The sequence below is a fragment of the Marinobacter similis genome, from assembly GCF_000830985.1.
GTDB classification, from domain to species: domain Bacteria; phylum Pseudomonadota; class Gammaproteobacteria; order Pseudomonadales; family Oleiphilaceae; genus Marinobacter; species Marinobacter similis.
The window spans coordinates 2,035,422-2,055,899 of sequence record NZ_CP007151.1 but is presented as its reverse complement, the minus strand read 5'-3'; the positions used below and the strand labels follow the sequence as shown (position 1 = coordinate 2,055,899).

The window sequence follows — 20,478 nt, the reverse complement described above, 5'->3', positions numbered from 1 at the left end:
TACACGCAGCAAAGATGGGCTATTGTTGAGAAATAAGAATCCAACCATCTTCATCAGGGTAACCCGGGTATGCAGCGCGCTCAGAAGGCAATAGACAAGAGCTCGTTTTTCAAACGTTCGGTCATCGCCGCAGGTTCTGCGCTTGCATTGGCCGTCAGCCCTGCCCTGTTGGCCCTCGACAAGGACGACGGCGGTTTTTCGTCGGCCCAGGTCTGGAGCAACCAGGTTCGTGACTACGCTGCCAAGTCCCTGGACGCCGAGAACGCCCTGAGTGTTGCCGCTATTCCCCTGAATGGACCGGGCATCGAGCAGTACATCAATGCCGACGAGCTGATGAGCCCCGGCTCCATCATGAAGCTGGTCACCACCTACGCCGCCCTGGAAATCCTCGGCCCCAGCCACCACTGGGATACCGATTTTCTGACTGACGGCGACATGGTCGGCGATACCCTGACCGGCAACCTGTACGTGCGCTTTGGTGGTGACCCCAAACTCACCATCGAACGCCTGTGGAGTACCCTGCGGGAACTGCACAGCATGGGGATTACCACCGTTAAAGGCGACCTGATTCTGGATGGCAGCTATTTCAGAATTGACAGCGGCTTCCCTCAATTCGAAGACAATGGCGACAACCCTCACGCGCCATTTCTGGTGGAACCGTCACCCTACCTGACCAACCTGAATTTGCTGCATTTCCAGGTGCGTGCCGACGAACGCGGAACCCAGGCCTGGAGTGTGCCGAATCTGACTGATGTAGTTATCGATAACCGCGTCACTGCAACCGCAGAAGGTGCCTGCCCCAGCCGCCGAAGCTTTGAGTGGGAACCTATCTTCCACGATGACAACAAGGTGACCGTTCGGGTGACCGGCTCCCTGCCCCAGGCTGTCGAACCACCCGTTACCTGTCGTTGATGCCCCATGACCAATACAGCGCCGCCCTGATCCGGTCGATGCTTGCGGAAACCGGCGTCGCAGTCATGGGCGCTAACGGCACCGGCGAAACTCCTGAAGACGCTCGCCTGGTCATGAAGACCACCTCTCCTGACCTGGTCGCCATGGTGCGCGACATCAACAAGTGGAGCAGCAACGTGATGGCGCGCCAGATGTTGCTGAATATCGGGGCCGAAAACCGGTTGGACGACGAGGATGATGATCGGGTTGCCGGCATTCGGGTGATTTACGACTGGCTCGAGAAAAAAGGCATCAACACCGCTGGCATGGTGATTGACAACGGCGCTGGCCTCACTCGCCATGGCCGCATCACCGCGCGCCAGGGTGCTCAACTGCTGCAACACGCCTGGAACAGCCCGTTTTCCGCCGACCTGATGGCTTCCATGCCCATCATCGCGATGGATGGCACCATGGCCCGCCGGTTGCGCAACACTGGCATGGACGGCAGTGGCCGGATCAAAACCGGTTACCTGGAAGATGTTCGTTCCATCGCCGGTTTCACCCGGGATGAACACAACACAACCTGGGCCGTGGTTGGCATGGTTAACAATGATCCGGCCTGGAATGGCCAGGCAGTCCTGGACCGGGTTCTGTACTCGCTGCACTACCGGCCACCGACAGGCACTGCATTCTCGCGGGCCGAGTCCGGCAGCAAAAAGCCGGAAACCTCGATTCAATAAAAAAAGCCCCGGTCAGACCGGGGCTTTTCGTTTATGGCGGGGTCGTCCCGCTTATCAGTCCTAGGGTATGACAAAATCGTCCAGGAGCGTAACTGTGGCAACACTCGCCATGCTCTCTTCCAACCGCGCCAGCGCCGTGTAGACGCCACCGGCTGACAACGACAAGCTCGGAGATTTATACAGCTCTGTTGAGCCATCGTCAGAGGTAATGAAGATCACATACTCATCGGCTGCAACGCTCACATACCCCGAAGAGGTTCCATACTGGAAATCATCCAGCGCAGGTGACGCATTCCCGATCAAGGTTGCGCCCGCACCACCAGCTGCGGTGGGTATGAGGAACACATCCACGCTCTGGGCTTCCACTGCTCCGTGCAACACTCGCAGGCGAGCCTCTGTCGCAATGCGGCGATTGTCGTCAGTGAACGCAAACAGATCGAGACCGTCTGCGAGTATTCCAGCGGCAACGAGCGTCCGCAGATCGCCGTTAGCCAGATCCAACGTCTCGTCAATAACAGCGTTACTGGTGTCGCCGGTTGCGGTTATCGCTACCCGGTTGGAGCCGGCCGCCAGCTCCACGTAACTACCGGTTTCAGGACTTGCCGGCACTGTTTCTCCATAAGCCACCGGGCCAGCAGCCGGCGATCCGTCCGGATCCTCATTCACATAAATATCCACGTCCGGCGTCGGCGTTGCGGAATTGTGCGCCGCGCGAATACCCACGCCAGTGCCGACATCCACAATCTCAGACGTATCCGCACCGTTCACTACCAGCAGGCTGACCGGTGAGTCTCCAAACACGGTGTTATCCACCGCGCCAATCAGCAGATCGGCACCAGCGGGCAGAGGCACGGTGCCACTGTCGTAAACCACGGTGTCCGTGCCGGTTGGCGTTACCCGGATTTGATAATCCCCGGCCGGGACTTCCAGCGGGCCAACGCTCTCCTTGAAGGAGAAGGTGAAGGTGGCATCAGCCGGCAGTGGATCACCCGCCGCTGTCACAAACACATCCACGGGGCCGGCCGCAGCAGCCTCGGCATCAGGCGACAGATGGGCAACGCGGAGCCTAACGGAGGTCGAAGAACTACGACTGCCATCATCGGCGAGCACCAGAGGCGCGATGCTGCTATCGCCGACTTTGCCAACGGCAATCACATCGTAGTGGGTATCAAAACGGAGGGAGGCATCGGTCTCTATTACGGTGGTGGTTGTTCCGCCAGGCAATATGCCGTCGATAGCAATGGTGGAAGACCCGGCCTTTGGAGACAGTTCGGCGGCCTGTTTGTAGTCAGCGCCGGACAGAACCGTGTTGTTGTTGACGCGCACATTCACTGCAGGTGCGTCTGATGAGGCGTGAACTATCCGAACGCTGGTGTCCTTAGAACTATCGCCGTCAAAACAGCCGGATAACAGCACTGATCCGGCCATCGCTACTAGGAGTAAGGTGAATTTGGTGTTCATTGTCACTGTGCCTCGATTGCTGAGGTAGTTACCAGAAAAGGTGGTTCGCATCTGCAGTAGTTAAAAACCTGAACTATGCATCACAGCAATTTACGGGCACCCAAACGAAACGGTTTAACAGTTTTTGACAATTGAACAGATAGGCATTGGTGGAGCCTCAGGCTCAAAGCGCCGGAGGGTGAACTCGGTTAATTTCGCCGCCAGCGGCGCAATGAAAGTGACCAGGGGGAACGCCACCGCCCAGGCGACCAGCCAGGCCGCAGTCCAGCGAGCGGGATACCCGGAATCAATACCGGTGTTGAGCCAGGTGATAACACCGGACATCAGAAACGACATGATGCCGGACATATAGATACCGAAAATCAGCTGTCGGACCCGCGCAGGCTTGAGCTTGCTCATATCATCTCCCGTTAGCCCCAACCTGGTTTGGAGCCGCATCCGAATTAAACTAAATACCGTACACTGACAGGATAGGAAGAGCGCATGCTAATAAGCCTGCGTGCTTTTTGCGAGCACTCGTTTCAAGTAACCCGCTCCTCCGGCCACAGGGTGAATTATGAACAGGCAATACGCTGCACCAACGAAAACCCTTGTTTGGAGCACATTGGTGCTTATCGCACTGTTCGTTTTGTCCGGCTGTAGCTCAACGCGCATGGCCTACCGCTATGCGGACTGGGGCGTTGTCTGGTGGGTCGAGGATTACGTCACCCTGACTGATGTTCAGAAAACACAATTGTACGACGACCTGGACGACCTCCGGGGTTGGCACTGCGCCACGGAACTGCCCAAATATCAGGTGTGGCTGAACACACTGGAAACCGATGTCCGCCAGCAAAACATCACACCGGAGGTTCTCTCCGAACATCAGGATGAGCTCCTCGGCTTCTTCCCGCCATTACTCTCCCGGGCCACCCCGATCGCGAGCAGGCTGCTTGCCAGCTTGGATGATGCGCAGGTGCGCGAGCTAACTGAGAATATGGCAGAACGCCAGCGCGAACTGGAGCAAGAGTATTTGGGAGAGGATCCCGAAACTACCGCGGCAGCCCGAGCTGAGCGCACCTCGGAGAGACTGGAACGCTGGCTGGGCGATTTGAACGACAACCAGCAAGCTATCGTTACCCGCTGGTCGGAGCAACGCGATCGCCAGACCGAAATCTGGCTGCAGGGCCGTCGCAACTGGCAGCTAGCCTTCATTGATGCGCTGGAAAGGCGCCAGGAACCGGGATTTGAACAGGAGGTTGCGCGACTGCTGAACGAGTCAACATCGATACGGGGAGAGGAATACGAGGCGATGATGGAGCGCAGCAGAGTCGCCCTGAACACCCTGATCCACGACGTGGTGGCAGCAGGCAACACGACTCAGCTGGCCCATCTGGAAAACCGGACCGTTGAACTCAACCGCGATTTCGAGGCCCTGACCTGCTCGCCCGGGTCCGAAATCGCTGAGAGCTAACCGTTTAGATGGTCAGGTAACCACCGTCGGCGTTGATGCAGGCACCCGTGGTGTAGCTTGAAGCGCCAGACACCAGATACAGCACCGTGCCAGCCATCTCGTCAGGATCGGCCACCCGCTTCATGGGGATGTGGGCCATAGCCTGCTTCTTGATGGCTTCGTTGGTGGTCAGGGCACTGGCAAACTTGGTGTCGGTCAGACCCGGCAGCAATGCGTTCACCCGAATGTTTTGCTGGCCCAGCTCCATGGCGAACGACTTGGTCATGGAGATAACCGCCGCCTTGGTGACCGAGTAAATGCCTGGTAATGACCGGGATTCACCCCATTCACCGACGCCACGTTTACGATGCTCCGCCGCCGGCTTTCTTCATCATCTGCGCGCCACGGGCACACATGAAGAAATAGCCCCGGATGTTCACATCCACGGTCTTATTGAATGCACCCAGATCCGTATCTTCAATCGGCCCGAAGTAAGGGTTGGCGGCCGCGTTGTTGACCAGAATATCCAGCTTGCCGTGGGTTTTCTCAATATGCGCCCAGATACCCTCGATCTGATCCATCTCACCAATGTGGCAGGCATAGGCTTCGGCGCTGCCACCGGCTTCGCGGATGCTGCCCGCTACGGCCTCACAGCCATCAATCTTGCGGCTGCTAACAATCACGTGGGCGCCATAGTTGGCCAGGGTGCGCGCAATGCTTTCACCAATACCCCGGCTGGCACCGGTAATCAGCGCCACCTTGCCGGTCAGATCAAACAGGTCTTTGCTGCTCATTCGTTTACCTCAATCGTTATCGGTAGGTCACCAGGGCGGGGTCTTCCGCTTCCAGGTGACTGTAGTTGTTAAAAACGGACAGGCTGCGACGGGGGCCGGAATAAAGCACACGGGTAACGCTTGTGTTGGCTATCACCTCGTTCAGCCCCAGTGCCCGGGCATCATCCAGCCCCAGGAGCTCCTGACAGATCACCGAGATCGGGCCACCGGAGGTAGCCACCAGAACGTCACTGCCATCGGCATACTCGACCATCTCCTCGAACGCCTGCAGCACCCTGGCCTTGAACCCGGGCCAGGTTTCCGAATAATCACCGTCGTGCTGCCCCGAGGCCCAGCGCCGAACCGCCTGAACAAAGGCTTCCTGGAAGGCCTTGGCAGGTTTCGGAAACGCCCTGAGGTCACGGGTCATGATCTCTCGATCTTCCCACTCGGGCCGAAAACGGGTGACCACCTCGTTATGGTCAAACTCGTTAAAGCCCGTGGTTACCTGCATATCGGGTAGCTGACTGCCAAAGCCGGTGGTAATGGCCTCAACCGTTTCCCGGTGACGCTCCAGGTTACCGCCGAAAACCGCACCCGGGGTTAACCGATTCGCCAGCCAACGCCCCAGCACCCGGCCCTGCTCCCAGCCCGTCGGCGAGAGCTGATCGTAGTTGGCCTTGCCAAAACTGGCCTGGCCATGGCGCACCAGATAGACCGTCGCCATTACAGGGAACTCTCTGCAATCAGACGCTGACACCGCTTCTCCAGGTAATTGGCCGCGTGGCCAAATGCCGCAAAGCGCTTGTCCTTGGTCTGGCCGTGGTAGAAGCGGTAGTAAATCTGCTGGACGATAACCGCCAGCCGGAAAAGCCCGTAGATCTCATAGAAATCGAAGTTATCAACCCGGAAACCGGACTTCTCCATGTAGTACTCCACCACTTCCTTGCGGCTCAGCATGCCCGGGCGATGGGTGGGCTGGCGCCGCAGCATCTGGAACGGGCCTTCGTCGTCAGCTTCGATCCAGTACGCCAGGCTGTTGCCCAGGTCCATGAGCGGATCGCCGATGGTCGCCATTTCCCAATCGAGAACGCCCACCACCTCAAACGGGTTGTCTGGGTTCAGCACCACGTTGTCGAACCGGTAGTCGTTGTGAATCACCACCTGGGCAATGTCGTCCGGCATCTTGTCGTTGAGCCATGCCATGACTTCTTCAAAATCGCCGACATCCTCGGTGCGCGCCTTGCGGAACCGGTCACTCCAGCCGCCAATCTGGCGCTGCACGTAGCCGGCGCCCTTGCCCAGCTTGTCCAGGCCAGCTGCCTGAGCATCCACCCGGTGCAGGTCCACCAGCTTGTCGATCACATTCAGGCACAGCTTGCGGGTGTCCGCTTCGCTCAGGTCGAAACCGTCCGGGAAATCCTGACGCAGAATGATGCCTTTCAGGCGCTCCATCACGTAGAAATCACAACCAAGGACATCGTGGTCGTCACAAATCGCAATGATGTTGGGCACGTAGGGATAAACCGGCTTCAAGGCCTGCATTACCTTGGCTTCGCGCAGCATGTCGTGTGCGGACTTGGCGATCTTGCCAAACGGCGGCCGGCGTAGCACGAACGAGCGCTCACCATAATCCACCTGGTAGGTCAGGTTGGAGGCGCCGCCCGGGTACTGCCGGATTTCAGGTTCACCGCTGAGATCGGGAATCGCCTGCTTCATGAAGCGATCAACAACGGCCACATCCAGCTCTTCGCCTTCGCGGACATCCTTTGCCTGATCAATCTGGGTCATTCAGGACTCTCCTCTCGTCTTTCCAATCGTTCAGGCTTTGGCCTTACCGCCCATCTTGTTCATCCAGCGCTTGCTTTCCTGGTGCATCAACCAGTCAAACGCCTTAGGCGCATGCCGTTTAACCATCCACATGCGGCGCTCCTTGGCGTGGGGCAGCACCCAGAAGCTCTTGTCTTGCACCGACCGCATGATGTCTTCAGCGACATCTTCCGCGGTAATGCTGGAGCGCTTCATCAGCTTGTTCACGTTCTGCTGAATACCCGGCAGATCGGAACGCATGCTGCTGGCCAGATTGGTCTGGAAAAACGCCGGGCAGACACAGCTCACGTGGATACCGTCATCCCGCAGCTCGTGGCTCAGGGTTTCGGACAGAGCAATAACACCCGCCTTGGAGACATTGTAGCTATCCATCAGCGGTGCCAGCATCAGACCAGCCATAGACGCGATGTTCACAAACGCACCTGAACCCTGCTTCTTGAACTGCGGCGTAAAGGCCTTGCAGCCACGAACCACGCCCAGCACGTTGATATCCAGAATCCATTCCCAGTCCGCCATAGTGGTGTCTTCAATCGACCCGGCGGAAGCCACTCCGGCGTTGTTAACCACCACATCGACACCGCCCCACTTGGCAGTCAGGTCGTCACAGATCTTCTCCAGATCCGTCAGGCGCCGAACATCACATTCAAAGTAGTAGCCTTCGCCCCCGGCGTTGTTGATCTCCTGCTCGACACTGGCACCCTGCTCAGGTTGATGTCACCAATACAAACCCTGGCACCCTCTTTGGCATAGCGGAGCGCAATTGCACGACCAAGGCCGCTGGCGCCGCCTGTAATGAAGATTCTCTGAGTCATAATTATTTCCGTCACGTGTTATAAAAAACCGAAGCCAACTCCGAACAACGACGGAGCTGGCGGGTGGGTATTTCTGAAACTGTGCGGAGCCATGGATGGCGGAGCTCAAGCGTCACATGGACGTGCTTGAGCGGGTTTCAGAAATACCGCCCGCCAGCTCCCGCCCCAGATTCAGGAACCCCGATTTTTATATTTAGCCAACTCAAGACGCGCCACCATAGCCCGATGCACCTCATCCGGCCCGTCTGCCAAGCGCAGAACCCGAGCGTAAGCAAACAACTGAGTCAGCGGGAAATCATCATCGCTTACACCAGCGCCACCGTGAATCTGAATAGCCTGATCAACAATGGTCTGCAGCATCGCCGGAATCACCGCCTTGATCATCGAAACCTCCTGCAGCGCACCAGCAATACCCTTGGTATCCAGCGCCCAGGCGCATTTCAGAGTCAGCAGGCGCGCCTGCTCAATGGACATACGGGCATTGGCGATGATGTCCGGGTTACCACCCAGCTTGGCAATCGGCCGGCCAAACGCTTCACGGCTGGTGGCGCGTTTGATCAACAACTCCAGCGTACGCTCCGCGGCACCGATGGCACGCATGCAGTGATGCACCCGGCCTGGCCCCAAACGACCCTGGGCAATCTCAAAACCACGGCCCGGCCCGGCAATAAAGGCACTCTTGGGCAGGCGGACATTGTCGAACACCACCTCACCATGGCCATAAGGTTCATCATACTCGCCAAAAACCGGGAGCATACGTTCAATACGAACGCCCGGCGTGTCCAGCGGCACCAGAACCATGGAGTGGCGACGGTGCTTCTGGGCATCCGGATCGGTCATGCCCATAAAGATAGCGACCTTGCAGTCCGGGTGACCGATACCGGTGCTCCACCATTTACGGCCGTTGAGCACCACCTCATCACCCTCAACCACGGCGGTAGCTTCCATATTGGTGGCATCAGAGGACGCCACGCCCGGCTCGGTCATGCAGAACGCTGACCGGATCTCGCCGCTCATCAAGCGCGGCAGCCACTCGGCTTTCTGCTCCTCGGAACCGTAATGGATCAACACTTCCATGTTGCCGGTATCCGGCGCGTTGCAGTTGAAAATCTCCGGAGCAATAAAACTGCGGCCGGTTTCCTCGGCAATCAGGGCGTAGTCGGAGTTGAGCAGACCACAGCCATGCTTCTCGTCCGGGAAGAACATGTTCCACAGACCCTGGGCCTTGGCCTTCTCCTTCAACTCCTTGATGATCGGGAGAACCACCCAGCGGTTGTCCTGGGACGCTAGCTCCTTGTGGTACTGCGCCTCAATGGGAAAAATCTCGTCGGCCATAAACGCCTTCACGCGCTTGAGATAATCCTGGCCTCTCTCGGAAATATTGAAATCCATCGCCCTATCCTCGCTGAAATCCTGACGGCTGGTGCATTGAATTGATCACGATGAAGCCAGTCTAGGACCGCTCAAACTATTACGCGACTGAATTATTCTTATCCTTTATCATTACCCGTACTTATTCACAGACACGGATCTCGACATGGCACTGAATCGCCTCGACCTGAACCTGCTGCACGTCTTCGACACTATCTATCGCGAAGGCAGCCTCACCCGCGCAGCCCGGGCCCTGCACCTGACCCAGCCGGCGGTCAGCCACTCCCTTTCGCGGCTCCGAGACCACTTTGATGACCCCCTGTTCACCCGGCAGGGAAACCAGATGGTGCCCACCCCACTGGCCCGCCGATTCCTGGAGTCCATGCGGCCCGGCCTTAACCAGATACAGGGGGCGGTAAACCAGTTTCACGCCTTTGATCCCGCCAGCCAGCGCAAAACCTACTCGCTGGGGCTGCGGGATATTCTCGAATCCACCTTTTTGCCGCAGCTGATGAAACGACTGGAGCCTTACCCCGAGCTGGAGATTGTCAGTCAGCGGATTCCGCGGCGGGAAATGGAAACCCAGCTCGCAGCCGGGAAGCTGGATTTTGCGGTGGATGTGCTTTTGCCGGTCAGCAACCAGACATCGCACCAGCTGTTGCGGCGGGATCGATTGGTACTGATTGCCCGTAGCGATCACCCTTTAATCAAGGGCAAATTGACGATGGAAGAATATCTGAAGGCGAAGCACGTGCTGGTGTCGTCGAGAACGGAAGGACCAGGCATTGAGGATTTCGAGCTTTCACGCCTGGGGGTGCAGCGGGATATCCGATTGCGCTGCCAGCATTATTTTGCGGCCTGCCGGGTGGTTGAGGAAACCGACCTGCTTTTGACCATGCCCGAAACCTACGCCCGGATTATCGCCGAGCGGGCCAGCCTGACCCTGATGGATCCGCCGGCGGAGTTACCGTCTATTGATGTGCACCTGTACTGGCACCGGGCCTATGAAAAGGAACCGGCCCTGATCTGGTTCCGGGAGCAACTGCGAGAAATCGCCTGAGACAAGGTTCAGTAAGCACCCACGGCCATCAAGAAGCCGAAAAAGCCCAACCCGGTGATCGCCATAGATGCCAACACAATCCCAAAGCCCCACCAGATGGCGGCGCCTTCGGAAATGTTGACGTCGTGGCCGCGCAAAGTCCGGTAGAAGGCCCAGGGGCCCAGCACAAAGGCACCTACCACGGCAAAAACCAAACCAACGCTGATGCCTGCGAAGGTCCAGGTAGCGAGTACCGTCGCCCGGTCCGATACCTGGTCAGTCACACCATGGTGCTGAAGGAATTTTCTACAGAAAAACCACAGCAGAGCGAACAGTGCAGCAACAAATACGAGACCGCCAATGACGGTCATGATGCGATAGAGCAAAGCAGTTCCCTGTTAGTTGAGGCTGCCTCAGACCGGAAAGACCGGTTCAGGCAAGCATTCGAATCCCGGCTTGGCGAATAAAAACCCCTGGTAAAGGGTGATGCCCTGAGAGCGCAACCAGAAATACTCTTCCTCGGTCTCCACCCCTTCGGCCACAATCCTTCCACCAAGCTGCTTCATCATGGTGATGATACCGGACACCACAGCCTGCTTGTTAGGCTCATTGTGAATATTGCGCACCAATCCCATATCGAGCTTAAGAATGTCCGGAGGGCTAGCCATCATGATGTTGTAGCGTGAGTAGCCGGCGCCAAAATCGTCTATTGCTGTTTTGAAGCCCATCTCCTGGTACGCCTCAATGATCGACACCAGATGATCAACAGACGTTAATTGCTCGTTTTCAGTTAATTCAAAGATCAGCTTGCTGGTGTCGAAATTGTAGGTCTTTGCTGCCGCCAGCGTAGTGCGAATACAATATTCAGCCTGATAAACCGCGTTCGGCATGAAATTGATGCTGAGCATCGTTTTCATGCCCAGTCGCGACGCCAGTTTGACCGCCTTGACCCGGCAAACCTGATCAAAAGAATAACGGTTAGTCTCGTTAACATTCGACAGGACGCTCATGGCCCCCTCGCCTTCCGGACCACGAACCAAGGCTTCGTAGGCGTAGACGGACTGATTTAGGACGTCAACAATCGGCTGGAACGCAAAGGTAAAGGAGAAATCCAACCCTTCGCCGCAGGCACATTGCTCACAGTTGGATTCATCAAATAGGACTGCGGGTTGGTTCACTGGGTCTCCTAAACAAACGAACTGCACCACTTAGGTACAGCAACTATAAGGTATGTATGCCCCACTATAAGGTCCAGAGCGCGGGCGCAACCTAACCTGGAGCCATTACCCGAATGAGTGGTGGCATCCCGCTCTTGGACGTCTAAACTGGGAGACTGGTAAACATACGTGCCGATTTAAAAAAGGAGTCGCCTGAATGGCTGAAACAACCCGCATCGCAGTCACCCCCGGTGATGGCATAGGTCCGGAAGTGGTGGGTGAAGCCGTCCGTTGCCTGGAAACCCTGCGCGCAAAACACGGCCTGGCGGTGGAGTGGACCCGATTCCCCTGGCCTTCCCATGCCTGGCATGAGGAAAACGGCGAATCCATGCCTGAAGATGCCCTCAAGCAACTCCAGGCTTACGACGCGATTCTGCTGGGAGCGCTGGGCGACCCGGGCCCGATCGACGATTCCGAGCGCTATCTGCTCTCAGACAGCGTCTCACTGGCGCCGCTGCTGGAGATGCGCAAGGGCTTTGACCAATGGGTCTGTGAACGCCCTGCCCGGCTTCTACCAGGCGCCCGGCAGTACCTGGCCGACGAGCGAGCCAAAGACATCGACATGCTGGTGATTCGCGAGAACTCCGAAGGCGAGTACGTCAGCCAGGGTGGCCGCTTGCGCAAAGGTACCGAGGATGAAGTCGCTACCCAGATGGAGGTATTCACCCGCAAGGCCACCAACCGGATTATCCGCTACGGCTTCGAGCAGGCCCGGAACCGGGCTGCTGAGCGGGTAAAAGAGGGGCGGACGCGCAGCTTCCGCACTCTCGATGGCCGAACTTGTGAGAGCCAGGTATGCCTGGTCACCAAGCGCAATGCGCTCCGGCACTGGGGCGACATGTACACAGAGGCGTTCGAGGCAATCAGCGAGGAATATCCGGATGTGGCCGTCCACCACGAGCTGGTGGATGCGGCCTGCATGAAGTTCGTGCAAAGCCCCTGGGCCTTCGATGTGGTGGTCGCCAGCAACCTTCAGGGCGACATTCTGACAGACCTGGCTGCGGTTTTGTCAGGTGGCATGGGTGTGGCGCCGTCGTGCAACCTGAATCCGACCGATCCGGAAATGCCCTCTATGTTCGAACCGACCCACGGCAGTGCGCCGGACATTGCCGGCCAGGGTCTAGCTGACCCAACCGCGATGCTGTTTACCACAGCGCGTATGCTGGAATGGCTGGGCCGGAAAGACCCGAATCTGGCTGCGGCGGGCAAGGAACTTTACGATGCGGTGGCTGCTGATCTGGCCGAAAACGCTGGCAGCAAACGTGGCACCCATGAGATCGGTGTTGCTATTTGCCAGCGGCTGAACGGTTGAATCTGCCAACGGCGGCGCATCTGCACAGCGCCGCCGTTGTACTCTCCTCGAAAGCTTCGGCCTGTCCGATAACTCTCTTCTACTTATCCGCCATCACGAATTCCAGACGCCCCGGAGCCACCCGCACATCCACCGGCATGGCGCCAAACATACGCTGGGCAAAGTTAGTTTCATCCAGTCGGTAAACCGGCATGGTTTCCAGCATCTGTGCCACCGCCCGCATAACGTGCTCTGTTATCGGTTTCAGATCGCCCCGGAAAAACGGGGAATCGATGCTGCTATCCAACAACTGCAGCCGCCGGATAAAGATGGCTTTCTCAGTGCTGTCATAGACCGGTGCACCTTCCACTTTGAGCGCGATATCAACCGGCAGGCGGGCCAGCATGGCATTGACCGCCACCTGCCCTTTAACATCAATCACCGCTACGTCCCGGCCATCAGGACCCAGGGTAATGTCGGCATCACTCAGACTCAGGCTGAGCGGCGACCCGCTTTTGAGTTGCTGGCGATCAAAATCGCTCACCACGTCCTGAAGATGGCGCTCCAGCTCGCCCTCGGATATCGAATACGGCGACAGGCTTGCACAGCCACTGGTCAGGGTAAGCGTAAGAAGAATCAGGCCCAAAGGCCGGACTTGGAAAAAGTGTGCATGCGATCGCCTCCATGAGTTACCCACCTATCCTGAGCACGGTGCCAACTGGGGGCAAGACGGCAAGATTAAGGATCGGTCAGAATTGCCGGGCGCCGCTATTCGTTCTCGGCGCGGGCTTCAACATGGGGCGTCAGATCATCATCAAACAACACGCGTATGAGAATGGGCTGGCAGCAGACCTGGCAGTCTTCCACATACTCCTGCTCCTGCACTGACGGGTCGACGCTGACATCCAGCGTCTCCCAGCAGTAGGGGCATTGTATGAGGACAGACTCCAGGGCTGACATCACAACTCCTCAGAACTGTTGCTTCGCCATCCACGGGATGACGCGATCAAAGGCTTCTTCCAGTTTCTCACAGGTCGTCGAGAAACTGATCCGCACGGCGTTGGTAGACGCCTCACCAAAGGCATCCCCCGGCACCATACAAACGCCGGTTTCCTTCAGCATGCGCAGCGCCAGATCAGAGCCATCCACATGGGGCGGCAGGCCCGGGAACGCGAAGAAGGCACCGCCGGGCTTATAGCCGGTCATGTAAGGGGTCTGGTCAATCAACTCCACCACCTTGTCACGGCGCTCCTTGTAGATACTAACCATGTCCTGCACGCACTGCTGATCACCGGTGAGCGCCGCCACGCCAGCAAACTGGGACGGCGTATTGGCCACGGAGGTGGTGAACATGTGGTACCGACGCAGGGATTTGATTGCCGCCTGACTCGCGATCACCCAGCCAACCCGCAAACCAGCCATGCTGTAGGTCTTGGAAAAACTGCTGATGCACATGATGTTGTCCAGGTCCATGGAGCAGTTCAGGACGCTGGCGAAATCGTCATCATCGAAGATCAGGTGGTCATAGACTTCATCGGCGTAAACCTGAATTCCCCGGTACGCACACTCCTCCAGGATGGTCTCCACCGTGCTGCGCGGATACACCGCTCCGGTCGGGTTGTTGGGGTTGTTCAGGATCAGCGCGAAAGTACGCGGACCCATGGCGCGGATGACTTCGTCCGGATCAAGCTGGTGATCATTCTCGGCGTGAGTAGGCACGAACTTGACCTCGCCACCGTTCATCCGGATCAGGGCGCGTACAGAAGGAACGACGGATCCGTCACGATGAACTGACGGCCCGGCGCCGACGTTGCCGAGATTGCCAGGTACATGGCCTCGGTGGCGCCACTGGTGATCAGGATGTTGTCGCGGGTCAGCTTGCGGTTGTAGCGCTTGCCATAATAATCACGGAGCGCGACCAGGAGCTCCGGCAACCCGGCATCCATGGTGTAACCGGTTTGCCCGGCGTTCAGCGCCTCAACGTAGGCGTCAATAATATGCTTTGGCGTCGGCAAGTCGGGCTGACCGATCGAAAGATGAATAACATCTTTCATCGAGGCCGCCATGTTCACCATGCGACGAATGCCCGGCACAGGAATCGCCTGCATGGCAGGGTTCCAGCTGGCCTTGTTCTTCCGGTACTTCACTTTACGTGGTCTGGACTGGCCAGTCTCGTAGTTGGCAGAGTCTGCCATAAAACACCTCCTGCGAGCGGGGCAAAAATAACTTACCTCTGCAGGTTAGCCAGTAAGAACAGGCCACACAAGACAAAAAAGCAGAAAGATACCAACTATGGAATTGGCCTACTTCCGCTCACAAGAAGCCAACTTTCACCGTCACAAGTTGACCGTACCGCAGCGGGATACCAGACTGTCGTGAGACCCAGCTTCGAGGTCGCCCATCAGCTCATAAGGCGGAGGTTCAATGACACAGCCAAGCAAACCCGTGATAACCGTTCTCACTGCACCCGGCGAGCCGGAGCCACCGGGCATGGACGCACTCAGGCGCGTGCGGAAGTGCGATTCGCCTGCGACGAGCAGACGCTGAGAGACACCTTGCCGGGCACCGACGTCATGATGGTCACCGACTTCCGCACCGAGGCCCTGGAAGCGGCCTGGGAGTCAGCCGACAAGCTGCAGTGGATTCACGCCACCAGCGCTGGGGTTGATGCGCTGATGTTTCCTGCGCTGATTCACAGCGACGTGGTGGTCACCAACGCCCGCGGCATTTTCGACCGCACCATTGCCGAGTACGTGCTTTGCACCATCCTGATGTTCGCCAAGGATTTTCCCGGCTCGATCCGCTTGCAGATGAAACATCAGTGGAAGCACCGGGATACCGAGCGCGCCGAAGGCAAGCAGGTCCTGGTGGTAGGCGCCGGCTCCATTGGCCGGCAGATCGGCCGCCTGGTCAGGGCAGCCGGACTGAATGCCCACGGAATTGCCCGGACACCCCGCCACGACGACCCGGACTTTGTTGCCGTGCACGGCAACGACGAACTGTTCGAACAGTTGGGGCACGCCGACTACGTAGTAATTGCTGCACCGCTAACGCCGCAGACCGAAAGCCTGTTTGATGAGAAGGCGTTCAAGGCCATGAAATCGTCGGCCCGGCTGATCAACATTGGCCGCGGCCCCATCGTCAAAACCGACGACCTGATTGCCGCGCTGCGAAATGGCGAAATTGCCGGGGCAGGCCTGGACGTATTTGAAGAAGAGCCCCTGCCGGAAAACCACCCTCTGTGGGACATGGAGAACGTCACCATGACCGCCCACATGGCCGGTGACTTTATCGGCTGGAAACGGGCGCTCACCGATCAATTCCTGGAGAACTTCGACCACTGGCATGACAGCGGAGAGCTGTTCAACCTGGTCAATAAAGAGCTGGGGTACGCCGGCAGCAAATAACCTGCCGGCGGATGCCGTCAGCCGCGATTGCTGGCGGCGTACTGTTGCTGCAATGGCAGCAGATCCACCACCCGCTCCGGCCGGTTCGGATCAACCAGTTCAGTGGACGATTTGTAGACCCGGGGCGTGGTGTACAACAGCTTCAGCGCTGTACTGTGGGGCATCGCCACGTAACGTTCACCGTGATGTTGTTCCAGCCACGCCCGAACCCGGGGTGCCTTGTTGGAGGCCATCTTCGGGAAGAAATGATGCTCCACATGGTGACTGAAACGGAAGTGCAGCCGATCAAGAACCGGATGACTGCGCAGGCTCATGGAGTTGTCCAACGGGTTATTGGTGGCGGTCTGAGGCCGCAGGAAGTGGTTGGTCAGGATATACCCCTGCCCCAGCACGTTCGCCACCATGAACGGGATCAGCACGGTGAACACCGCCAGCGGACCCGAAAGCACGGCCAACACTGCCCAGGCCACCACGCAAACAACCGATTGCCGGACTGCCCTGGTCCGGTCAAAGCCCTTGAACTGCTTACGCTTTCGGGCCTGGAACCACAGCACCAGCTGGGCATGAAAGGTGAACGAATAGGTCAGAAATAGGTAGCTGTACCAGGTGCCGGAACCGGGAGCGAGCTTGGCGAATTTCTTTTGCTTGGGGTCGGCGCGGTAGCGACGCAATGTACCAAAGCTATCCGGATCGGTATCGCCGGCGTTGGTGTTGCCGTGATGAATCACGTTATGCCACTTGCGCCAGAACTCCGGCGGCACCACAAAAGGTCCGAACCCGAGCCAGCCGAAGAAATTCTGCCAGCGCCGGCTCATCCCCAAAGCACCGTGCAACACCTCATGGGCCAGCAAGGCCTGGCACCCGATGCTGTGACCAACCACCAGCCCAGCACCAGGTTGGCATACCAGGGCAACCCCGCCAGCAGAATCGTCGCGATCCCACCCCAGATCATCAACTGCAGCGGCACAAACCAGACCACCCGCCAGGTTTGCGTCTTGAAGGTATCGGCCGGCAGGTCCTTCTTCATTCGGTCTCTGAGCTCACGCTCATCAGGTTTTCCATACACGGCTTGGCCCAGGGCTTCGGGCTTCACGGCTGCGTTCATTCGTCACCTTTACTCTTTCAAGAATCCAGACTGGCGCACTCAAATTTTATTTTGAGAGTACACTTGTGCGCTGAATTTACCGAAAGACAATAACGATGACAATGCCTATCTTTTAAATTTGCTTATAAAACGGCTTTAAGTGAGTACACGTGTACCACTAAACAGAGAGAAGAATGTTCATAGCGCCCGGACAAAAATCCAGAACATAAAAAAACGGGAGCCCAAGGGCTCCCGTTTCACATTCACGCTGATTAGCGCCGTTATTAACTGCCAGACAATGACTGATCCGAAGGATCGATCTCCATCTGCTGAATCGCAATGACCGCCTGAGTCCGGTTACGAACCCCCAGCTTGCGGAATACCGCGGTGATGTGAGCCTTGATGGTGGCCTCAGACACATCCAGATCGTAGGCGATCTGCTTGTTCAGAAGCCCTTCGGCCAACATGCCCAATACCCGGAATTGCTGCGGTGTCAGCGACGCCAACTTCTCGGAAAAATCCGTGGCGTCTGAGTGCATGCGCTCAATCTTGTCCGCCACCCCGTCTGGCAACCAGACATCCCCTTCCAGAACGTCCTGAATAGCCTCGGTGATGGTGGGCAGGGGCGCCGACTTGGGAATGAACCCGGACGCGCCATAGTCGATCGAGCGACGCATGACCTGCAACTCCTCCGAACCCGACACAACCACCACCGGCAATCCCGGGTACTGCCCGCGCATGAACACCAGCCCGGAGAAGCCGTGGGCGCCCGGCATGTTCAGATCCAGCAAGACCAGATCTGCATCCGGGTGCGACTCTACCGCCGCCTGCAGAGCCTTGATGCTATCGACTTCAACCGTCTCGGCATCGGGCACCGCCTGACTGACCGCCTGCTTCAATGCTGCGCGAAACAACGGGTGATCATCAGCGACGATAATTGTTTGTGCCATTCAACAAATTCCTTAACAGGGTTACGGTCTTGGATTCGACCTTATTTAAATTCGCGACTGCTGATCAGCTCGTCAACTACACCCGGGTCTGCCAGGGTGGACGTATCGCCAAGCTGATCGTGCTCGTTGGCAGCAATTTTACGCAAAATCCGACGCATAATCTTGCCCGAACGAGTCTTGGGCAGTCCAGGTGCCCATTGAATCACATCTGGCGAGGCGATCGGACCAATTTCCTTGCGCACCCACTGCACCAGCTCTTTCTTCAGCTCATCCGATGGCTCTTCGCCCTGCACCAGAGTGACATAGACGTAGATGCCCTGCCCCTTGATGTCGTGGGGGAAACCAACCACGCGGCCTCAGCAACCTTGCTATGAGCGACCAGCGCACTTTCTACTTCCGCCGTACCCAAGCGGTGACCGGACACGTTCAGGACGTCGTCGACACGACCGGTAATCCAGTAATACCCATCTTCATCACGGCGCGCACCATCACCGGTGAAATACCGTCCCTTGTAGGTGCTGAAGTAAGTCTGCTTGAAGCGCTCATGATCACCGTAAATGGTGCGCATCTGCCCAGGCCAGCTATCCATGATCACCAGGTTGCCCTCAGCCTTGCCATCCAGGACATTGCCATCGTTATCGACCAGGGCCGGCTGAACACCAAAGAACGGCACGGTCGCCGAGCCAGGCTTGAGGTCGGTAGCGCCCGGCAGCGGTGAAATCAGGATGCCACCGGTCTCGGTCTGCCACCAGGTATCAACAATCGGGCATTGGCTGTTGCCAATGACTCGGTGGTACCACTCCCAGGCTTCCGGTTGATCGGCTCACCGACGGAACCCAGCAATTTCAGGCTGTCGCGTTTGGTACCGTCCATGCAGGACGCACCTTCGGCCATCAGGGCCCGAATGGCGGTAGGCGCCGTGTACAGGATGTTGACCTGGTGCTTATCGACCACCTGCCCCATACGGGAGCTGTCCGGGTAGTTGGGCACACCCTCGAACAACACGGTGATGGCACCATTGGCCAGCGGGCCATAAAGAATGTAGCTATGACCGGTCACCCAGCCAAAGTCGGCGGTGCACCAGTATACGTCACCGTCGTGATAGTCGAACACGTACTCGTGCGTCATCGACGCATACACCATGTAGCCACCGGTGGTGTGCAACACACCCTTTGGCGCGCCAGTGGAACCTGAGGTATACAACATGAACAGCGGGTCTTCCGCATTCATCGGCTCAGGCGGACAATCCGCCGAGGCAGACTGCATGAGGTCTTCGTACTTCACATCGCGGCTGTCGTCCCAGGGCACCTCGGAATTACCGGTGCGGGAAACTACCACCACTTTCTCCACCGCATCAGCGCCGTCGGTCTTCAGGGCCGCGTTGACGTTTTTCTTCAGCGGAATCTTGCGGCCGCCGCGAACACCTTCATCGGCCGTGACCACGAACCGGGATTTGCCGTTAACAATGCGTGCACCCAGGGCCTCGGGCGAGAAACCGCCAAAAACGACGGAGTGAATCGCGCCGATGCGAGCGCAAGCCAGCATGGCGACCGCGGTTTCAACGATCATCGGCATGTAGATGGTGACAACATCGCCCTTCTTTACACCCAGCCCCTTAAGCACATTTGCGAACTTGCTGGTTTCCTCGTGCAGCTCACGGTAGGTCACATGGCGAGAGTCCGCCGGGTCGTCACCTTCAAAGATGATGGCGGTCTGGTCACCCTTTTTCTCAAGGTGGCGATCAAGGCAGTTAGCGGAGGCGTTCAGTTCGCCGTCTTCAAACCATTTGATGGACAGGTTGTCGAAATCGTAGGTGGTGTTCTTAACCTTGGTGTAGGGCTTGATCCACTCCAGGCGTTTGCCGTGCTCTGACCAGAACGCATCGGGATTCTCGATCGATTCACGATACATCGCGTTGTACTGATCCCGATTTACCAGAGCCCGCTGGGCCACCTCCGGCGCTACTGGAAAGACGTGTTTCTCAGTCATGGTGCTCCCCCTTTTCAGAGTCTTTTGTCATTGTCGATGTGGAAAAAAGAGCGGTGCGGCCAGCTCGGGCCTGAATACGACGAATGTCTGTAGTACAACATGGGTGCGACTGAACAATTAATTAGACTAACGTCCTAATGTGTCTGAACTTTTGACGCAGATACCTATTAACTGTCGCGAGCCACCACAGA

Annotated in this window: 16 protein-coding genes and 5 pseudogenes; 5 read left to right on the top strand and 16 right to left on the bottom strand. The window is 57.6% G+C overall.

Annotated features, from left to right (window positions below; genetic code table 11):
* Nucleotides 1-69 precede the first annotated feature (69 nt).
* A pseudogene (gene dacB / locus AU14_RS09480) lies at nt 70-1,631 on the top strand (D-alanyl-D-alanine carboxypeptidase/D-alanyl-D-alanine endopeptidase).
* Between the two features lie 60 nt (nt 1,632-1,691).
* On the opposite strand, the gene AU14_RS09475 reads toward dacB, so the two are convergent.
* Together AU14_RS09475 and AU14_RS09470 are read right to left on the bottom strand one after the other, a co-directional pair.
* A complete protein-coding gene (locus AU14_RS09475; RefSeq protein WP_041340505.1) occupies nt 1,692-3,059 on the bottom strand; it encodes a DUF4397 domain-containing protein in 1,368 nt (455 codons plus the stop codon).
* A gap of 147 nt (nt 3,060-3,206) precedes the next feature.
* Entirely contained in the window at nt 3,207-3,491 is a 285-nt protein-coding gene (locus tag AU14_RS09470; protein ID WP_052472010.1) for a DUF2798 domain-containing protein, read from the bottom strand.
* A 208-nt stretch (nt 3,492-3,699) separates the two neighbouring features.
* Between AU14_RS09470 and AU14_RS09465 the strand changes: the two genes are divergently transcribed.
* Entirely contained in the window at nt 3,700-4,545 is an 846-nt protein-coding gene (locus tag AU14_RS09465) for a DUF6279 family lipoprotein (protein WP_236743939.1), read from the top strand.
* 4 nt (nt 4,546-4,549) lie between these two features.
* Here AU14_RS09465 and AU14_RS09460 read toward each other — a convergent pair.
* The 5 genes and pseudogenes from AU14_RS09460 to AU14_RS09440 all read right to left on the bottom strand — a co-directional run bounded on the left by AU14_RS09460 (nt 4,550) and on the right by AU14_RS09440 (nt 9,331).
* Nucleotides 4,550-5,318 (bottom strand): annotated as a pseudogene (locus tag AU14_RS09460) (SDR family oxidoreductase).
* A 16-nt stretch (nt 5,319-5,334) separates the two neighbouring features.
* Nucleotides 5,335-6,024, bottom strand: coding sequence for a histidine phosphatase family protein (locus AU14_RS09455; RefSeq protein WP_041340503.1), 690 nt, complete (start codon nt 6,022-6,024; stop codon nt 5,335-5,337).
* Entirely contained in the window at nt 6,024-7,088 is a 1,065-nt protein-coding gene (locus AU14_RS09450) for a phosphotransferase family protein (RefSeq protein WP_041340502.1), read from the bottom strand. The genes AU14_RS09455 and AU14_RS09450 overlap by 1 nt, the downstream gene beginning before the upstream one ends.
* A 30-nt stretch (nt 7,089-7,118) precedes the next feature.
* A pseudogene (locus AU14_RS09445) lies at nt 7,119-7,939 on the bottom strand (SDR family oxidoreductase).
* Nucleotides 7,940-8,110: 171 nt separating this feature from the next.
* Nucleotides 8,111-9,331: an acyl-CoA dehydrogenase family protein gene (locus AU14_RS09440; RefSeq protein WP_041340500.1), complete on the bottom strand. Its 1,221-nt coding sequence runs from the start codon at nt 9,329-9,331 to the stop codon at nt 8,111-8,113.
* A gap of 145 nt (nt 9,332-9,476) precedes the next feature.
* Here AU14_RS09440 and AU14_RS09435 point away from each other — a divergent pair, with 145 nt between their 5' ends.
* Entirely contained in the window at nt 9,477-10,370 is an 894-nt protein-coding gene (locus tag AU14_RS09435) for a LysR family transcriptional regulator (RefSeq protein ID WP_041340498.1), read from the top strand.
* Nucleotides 10,371-10,378: 8 nt separating this feature from the next.
* On the opposite strand, the gene AU14_RS09430 is transcribed toward AU14_RS09435, so the two are convergent.
* Both AU14_RS09430 and AU14_RS09425 read right to left on the bottom strand, forming a co-directional pair.
* On the bottom strand, nt 10,379-10,735 hold the full coding sequence (locus tag AU14_RS09430; protein WP_041340495.1) for a hypothetical protein: 357 nt from the start codon (nt 10,733-10,735) through the stop codon (nt 10,379-10,381).
* Nucleotides 10,736-10,762: 27 nt separating this feature from the next.
* Nucleotides 10,763-11,527: an EAL domain-containing protein gene (locus AU14_RS09425; protein WP_179944705.1), complete on the bottom strand. Its 765-nt coding sequence runs from the start codon at nt 11,525-11,527 to the stop codon at nt 10,763-10,765.
* A 196-nt stretch (nt 11,528-11,723) separates the two neighbouring features.
* On the opposite strand from AU14_RS09425, the gene AU14_RS09420 reads away from it, so the two are divergent.
* Complete coding sequence (locus AU14_RS09420) at nt 11,724-12,878, top strand: isocitrate/isopropylmalate dehydrogenase family protein (RefSeq protein ID WP_041340493.1); 1,155 nt, start codon at nt 11,724-11,726, stop codon at nt 12,876-12,878.
* A 79-nt stretch (nt 12,879-12,957) separates the two neighbouring features.
* Here AU14_RS09420 and AU14_RS09415 read toward each other — a convergent pair whose 3' ends face one another.
* From AU14_RS09415 to AU14_RS09405, 3 genes and pseudogenes are all read right to left on the bottom strand, one after another.
* Nucleotides 12,958-13,503, bottom strand: coding sequence for a DUF1439 domain-containing protein (locus tag AU14_RS09415; RefSeq protein ID WP_041340492.1), 546 nt, complete (start codon nt 13,501-13,503; stop codon nt 12,958-12,960).
* A gap of 122 nt (nt 13,504-13,625) precedes the next feature.
* Nucleotides 13,626-13,817: a CPXCG motif-containing cysteine-rich protein gene (locus tag AU14_RS18625; protein WP_052472008.1), complete on the bottom strand. Its 192-nt coding sequence runs from the start codon at nt 13,815-13,817 to the stop codon at nt 13,626-13,628.
* A 9-nt stretch (nt 13,818-13,826) separates the two neighbouring features.
* Nucleotides 13,827-15,052: pseudogene (locus tag AU14_RS09405) on the bottom strand (pyridoxal phosphate-dependent aminotransferase).
* 321 nt (nt 15,053-15,373) lie between these two features.
* Here AU14_RS09405 and AU14_RS09400 point away from each other — a divergent pair.
* Nucleotides 15,374-16,264: a D-2-hydroxyacid dehydrogenase gene (locus AU14_RS09400; protein ID WP_236743938.1), complete on the top strand. Its 891-nt coding sequence runs from the start codon at nt 15,374-15,376 to the stop codon at nt 16,262-16,264.
* A gap of 17 nt (nt 16,265-16,281) precedes the next feature.
* On the opposite strand, the gene AU14_RS09395 is transcribed toward AU14_RS09400, so the two are convergent.
* From AU14_RS09395 to acs, 4 genes and pseudogenes are all read right to left on the bottom strand, one after another.
* Nucleotides 16,282-17,145: a fatty acid desaturase family protein gene (locus tag AU14_RS09395; protein ID WP_236743937.1), complete on the bottom strand. Its 864-nt coding sequence runs from the start codon at nt 17,143-17,145 to the stop codon at nt 16,282-16,284.
* Nucleotides 17,076-17,369, bottom strand: a complete 294-nt coding sequence (locus tag AU14_RS21260) for a hypothetical protein (protein ID WP_236743936.1) — start codon at nt 17,367-17,369, stop codon at nt 17,076-17,078. The genes AU14_RS09395 and AU14_RS21260 overlap by 70 nt, the downstream gene beginning before the upstream one ends.
* A gap of 263 nt (nt 17,370-17,632) precedes the next feature.
* The gene (locus AU14_RS09390) at nt 17,633-18,298 is read right to left on the bottom strand and encodes a LuxR C-terminal-related transcriptional regulator (RefSeq protein WP_041340488.1); all 666 of its coding nucleotides are present in this window, start codon (nt 18,296-18,298) and stop codon (nt 17,633-17,635) included.
* Between the two features lie 41 nt (nt 18,299-18,339).
* Nucleotides 18,340-20,287, bottom strand: a pseudogene (acs, locus tag AU14_RS09385) (acetate--CoA ligase).
* Nucleotides 20,288-20,478 lie beyond the last annotated feature (191 nt).

Excerpts from the sequence above, each read along its gene's own strand:
- AU14_RS09475 (WP_041340505.1), bottom strand. The coding sequence starts at position 3,059 with ATGGCCGGATCAGTGCTGTTATCCGGCTGTTTTGACGGCGATAGTTCT.
- AU14_RS09470 (WP_052472010.1), bottom strand. The coding sequence starts at position 3,491 with ATGAGCAAGCTCAAGCCTGCGCGGGTCCGACAGCTGATTTTCGGTATC.
- AU14_RS09455 (WP_041340503.1), bottom strand. The coding sequence starts at position 6,024 with ATGGCGACGGTCTATCTGGTGCGCCATGGCCAGGCCAGTTTTGGCAAG.
- AU14_RS09450 (WP_041340502.1), bottom strand. The coding sequence starts at position 7,088 with ATGACCCAGATTGATCAGGCAAAGGATGTCCGCGAAGGCGAAGAGCTG.
- AU14_RS09440 (WP_041340500.1), bottom strand. The coding sequence starts at position 9,331 with ATGGATTTCAATATTTCCGAGAGAGGCCAGGATTATCTCAAGCGCGTG.
- AU14_RS09435 (WP_041340498.1), top strand. The coding sequence starts at position 9,477 with ATGGCACTGAATCGCCTCGACCTGAACCTGCTGCACGTCTTCGACACT.
- AU14_RS09420 (WP_041340493.1), top strand. The coding sequence starts at position 11,724 with ATGGCTGAAACAACCCGCATCGCAGTCACCCCCGGTGATGGCATAGGT.
- AU14_RS18625 (WP_052472008.1), bottom strand. The coding sequence starts at position 13,817 with ATGTCAGCCCTGGAGTCTGTCCTCATACAATGCCCCTACTGCTGGGAG.
- AU14_RS21260 (WP_236743936.1), bottom strand. The coding sequence starts at position 17,369 with ATGAACGCAGCCGTGAAGCCCGAAGCCCTGGGCCAAGCCGTGTATGGA.
- AU14_RS09390 (WP_041340488.1), bottom strand. The coding sequence starts at position 18,298 with ATGGCACAAACAATTATCGTCGCTGATGATCACCCGTTGTTTCGCGCA.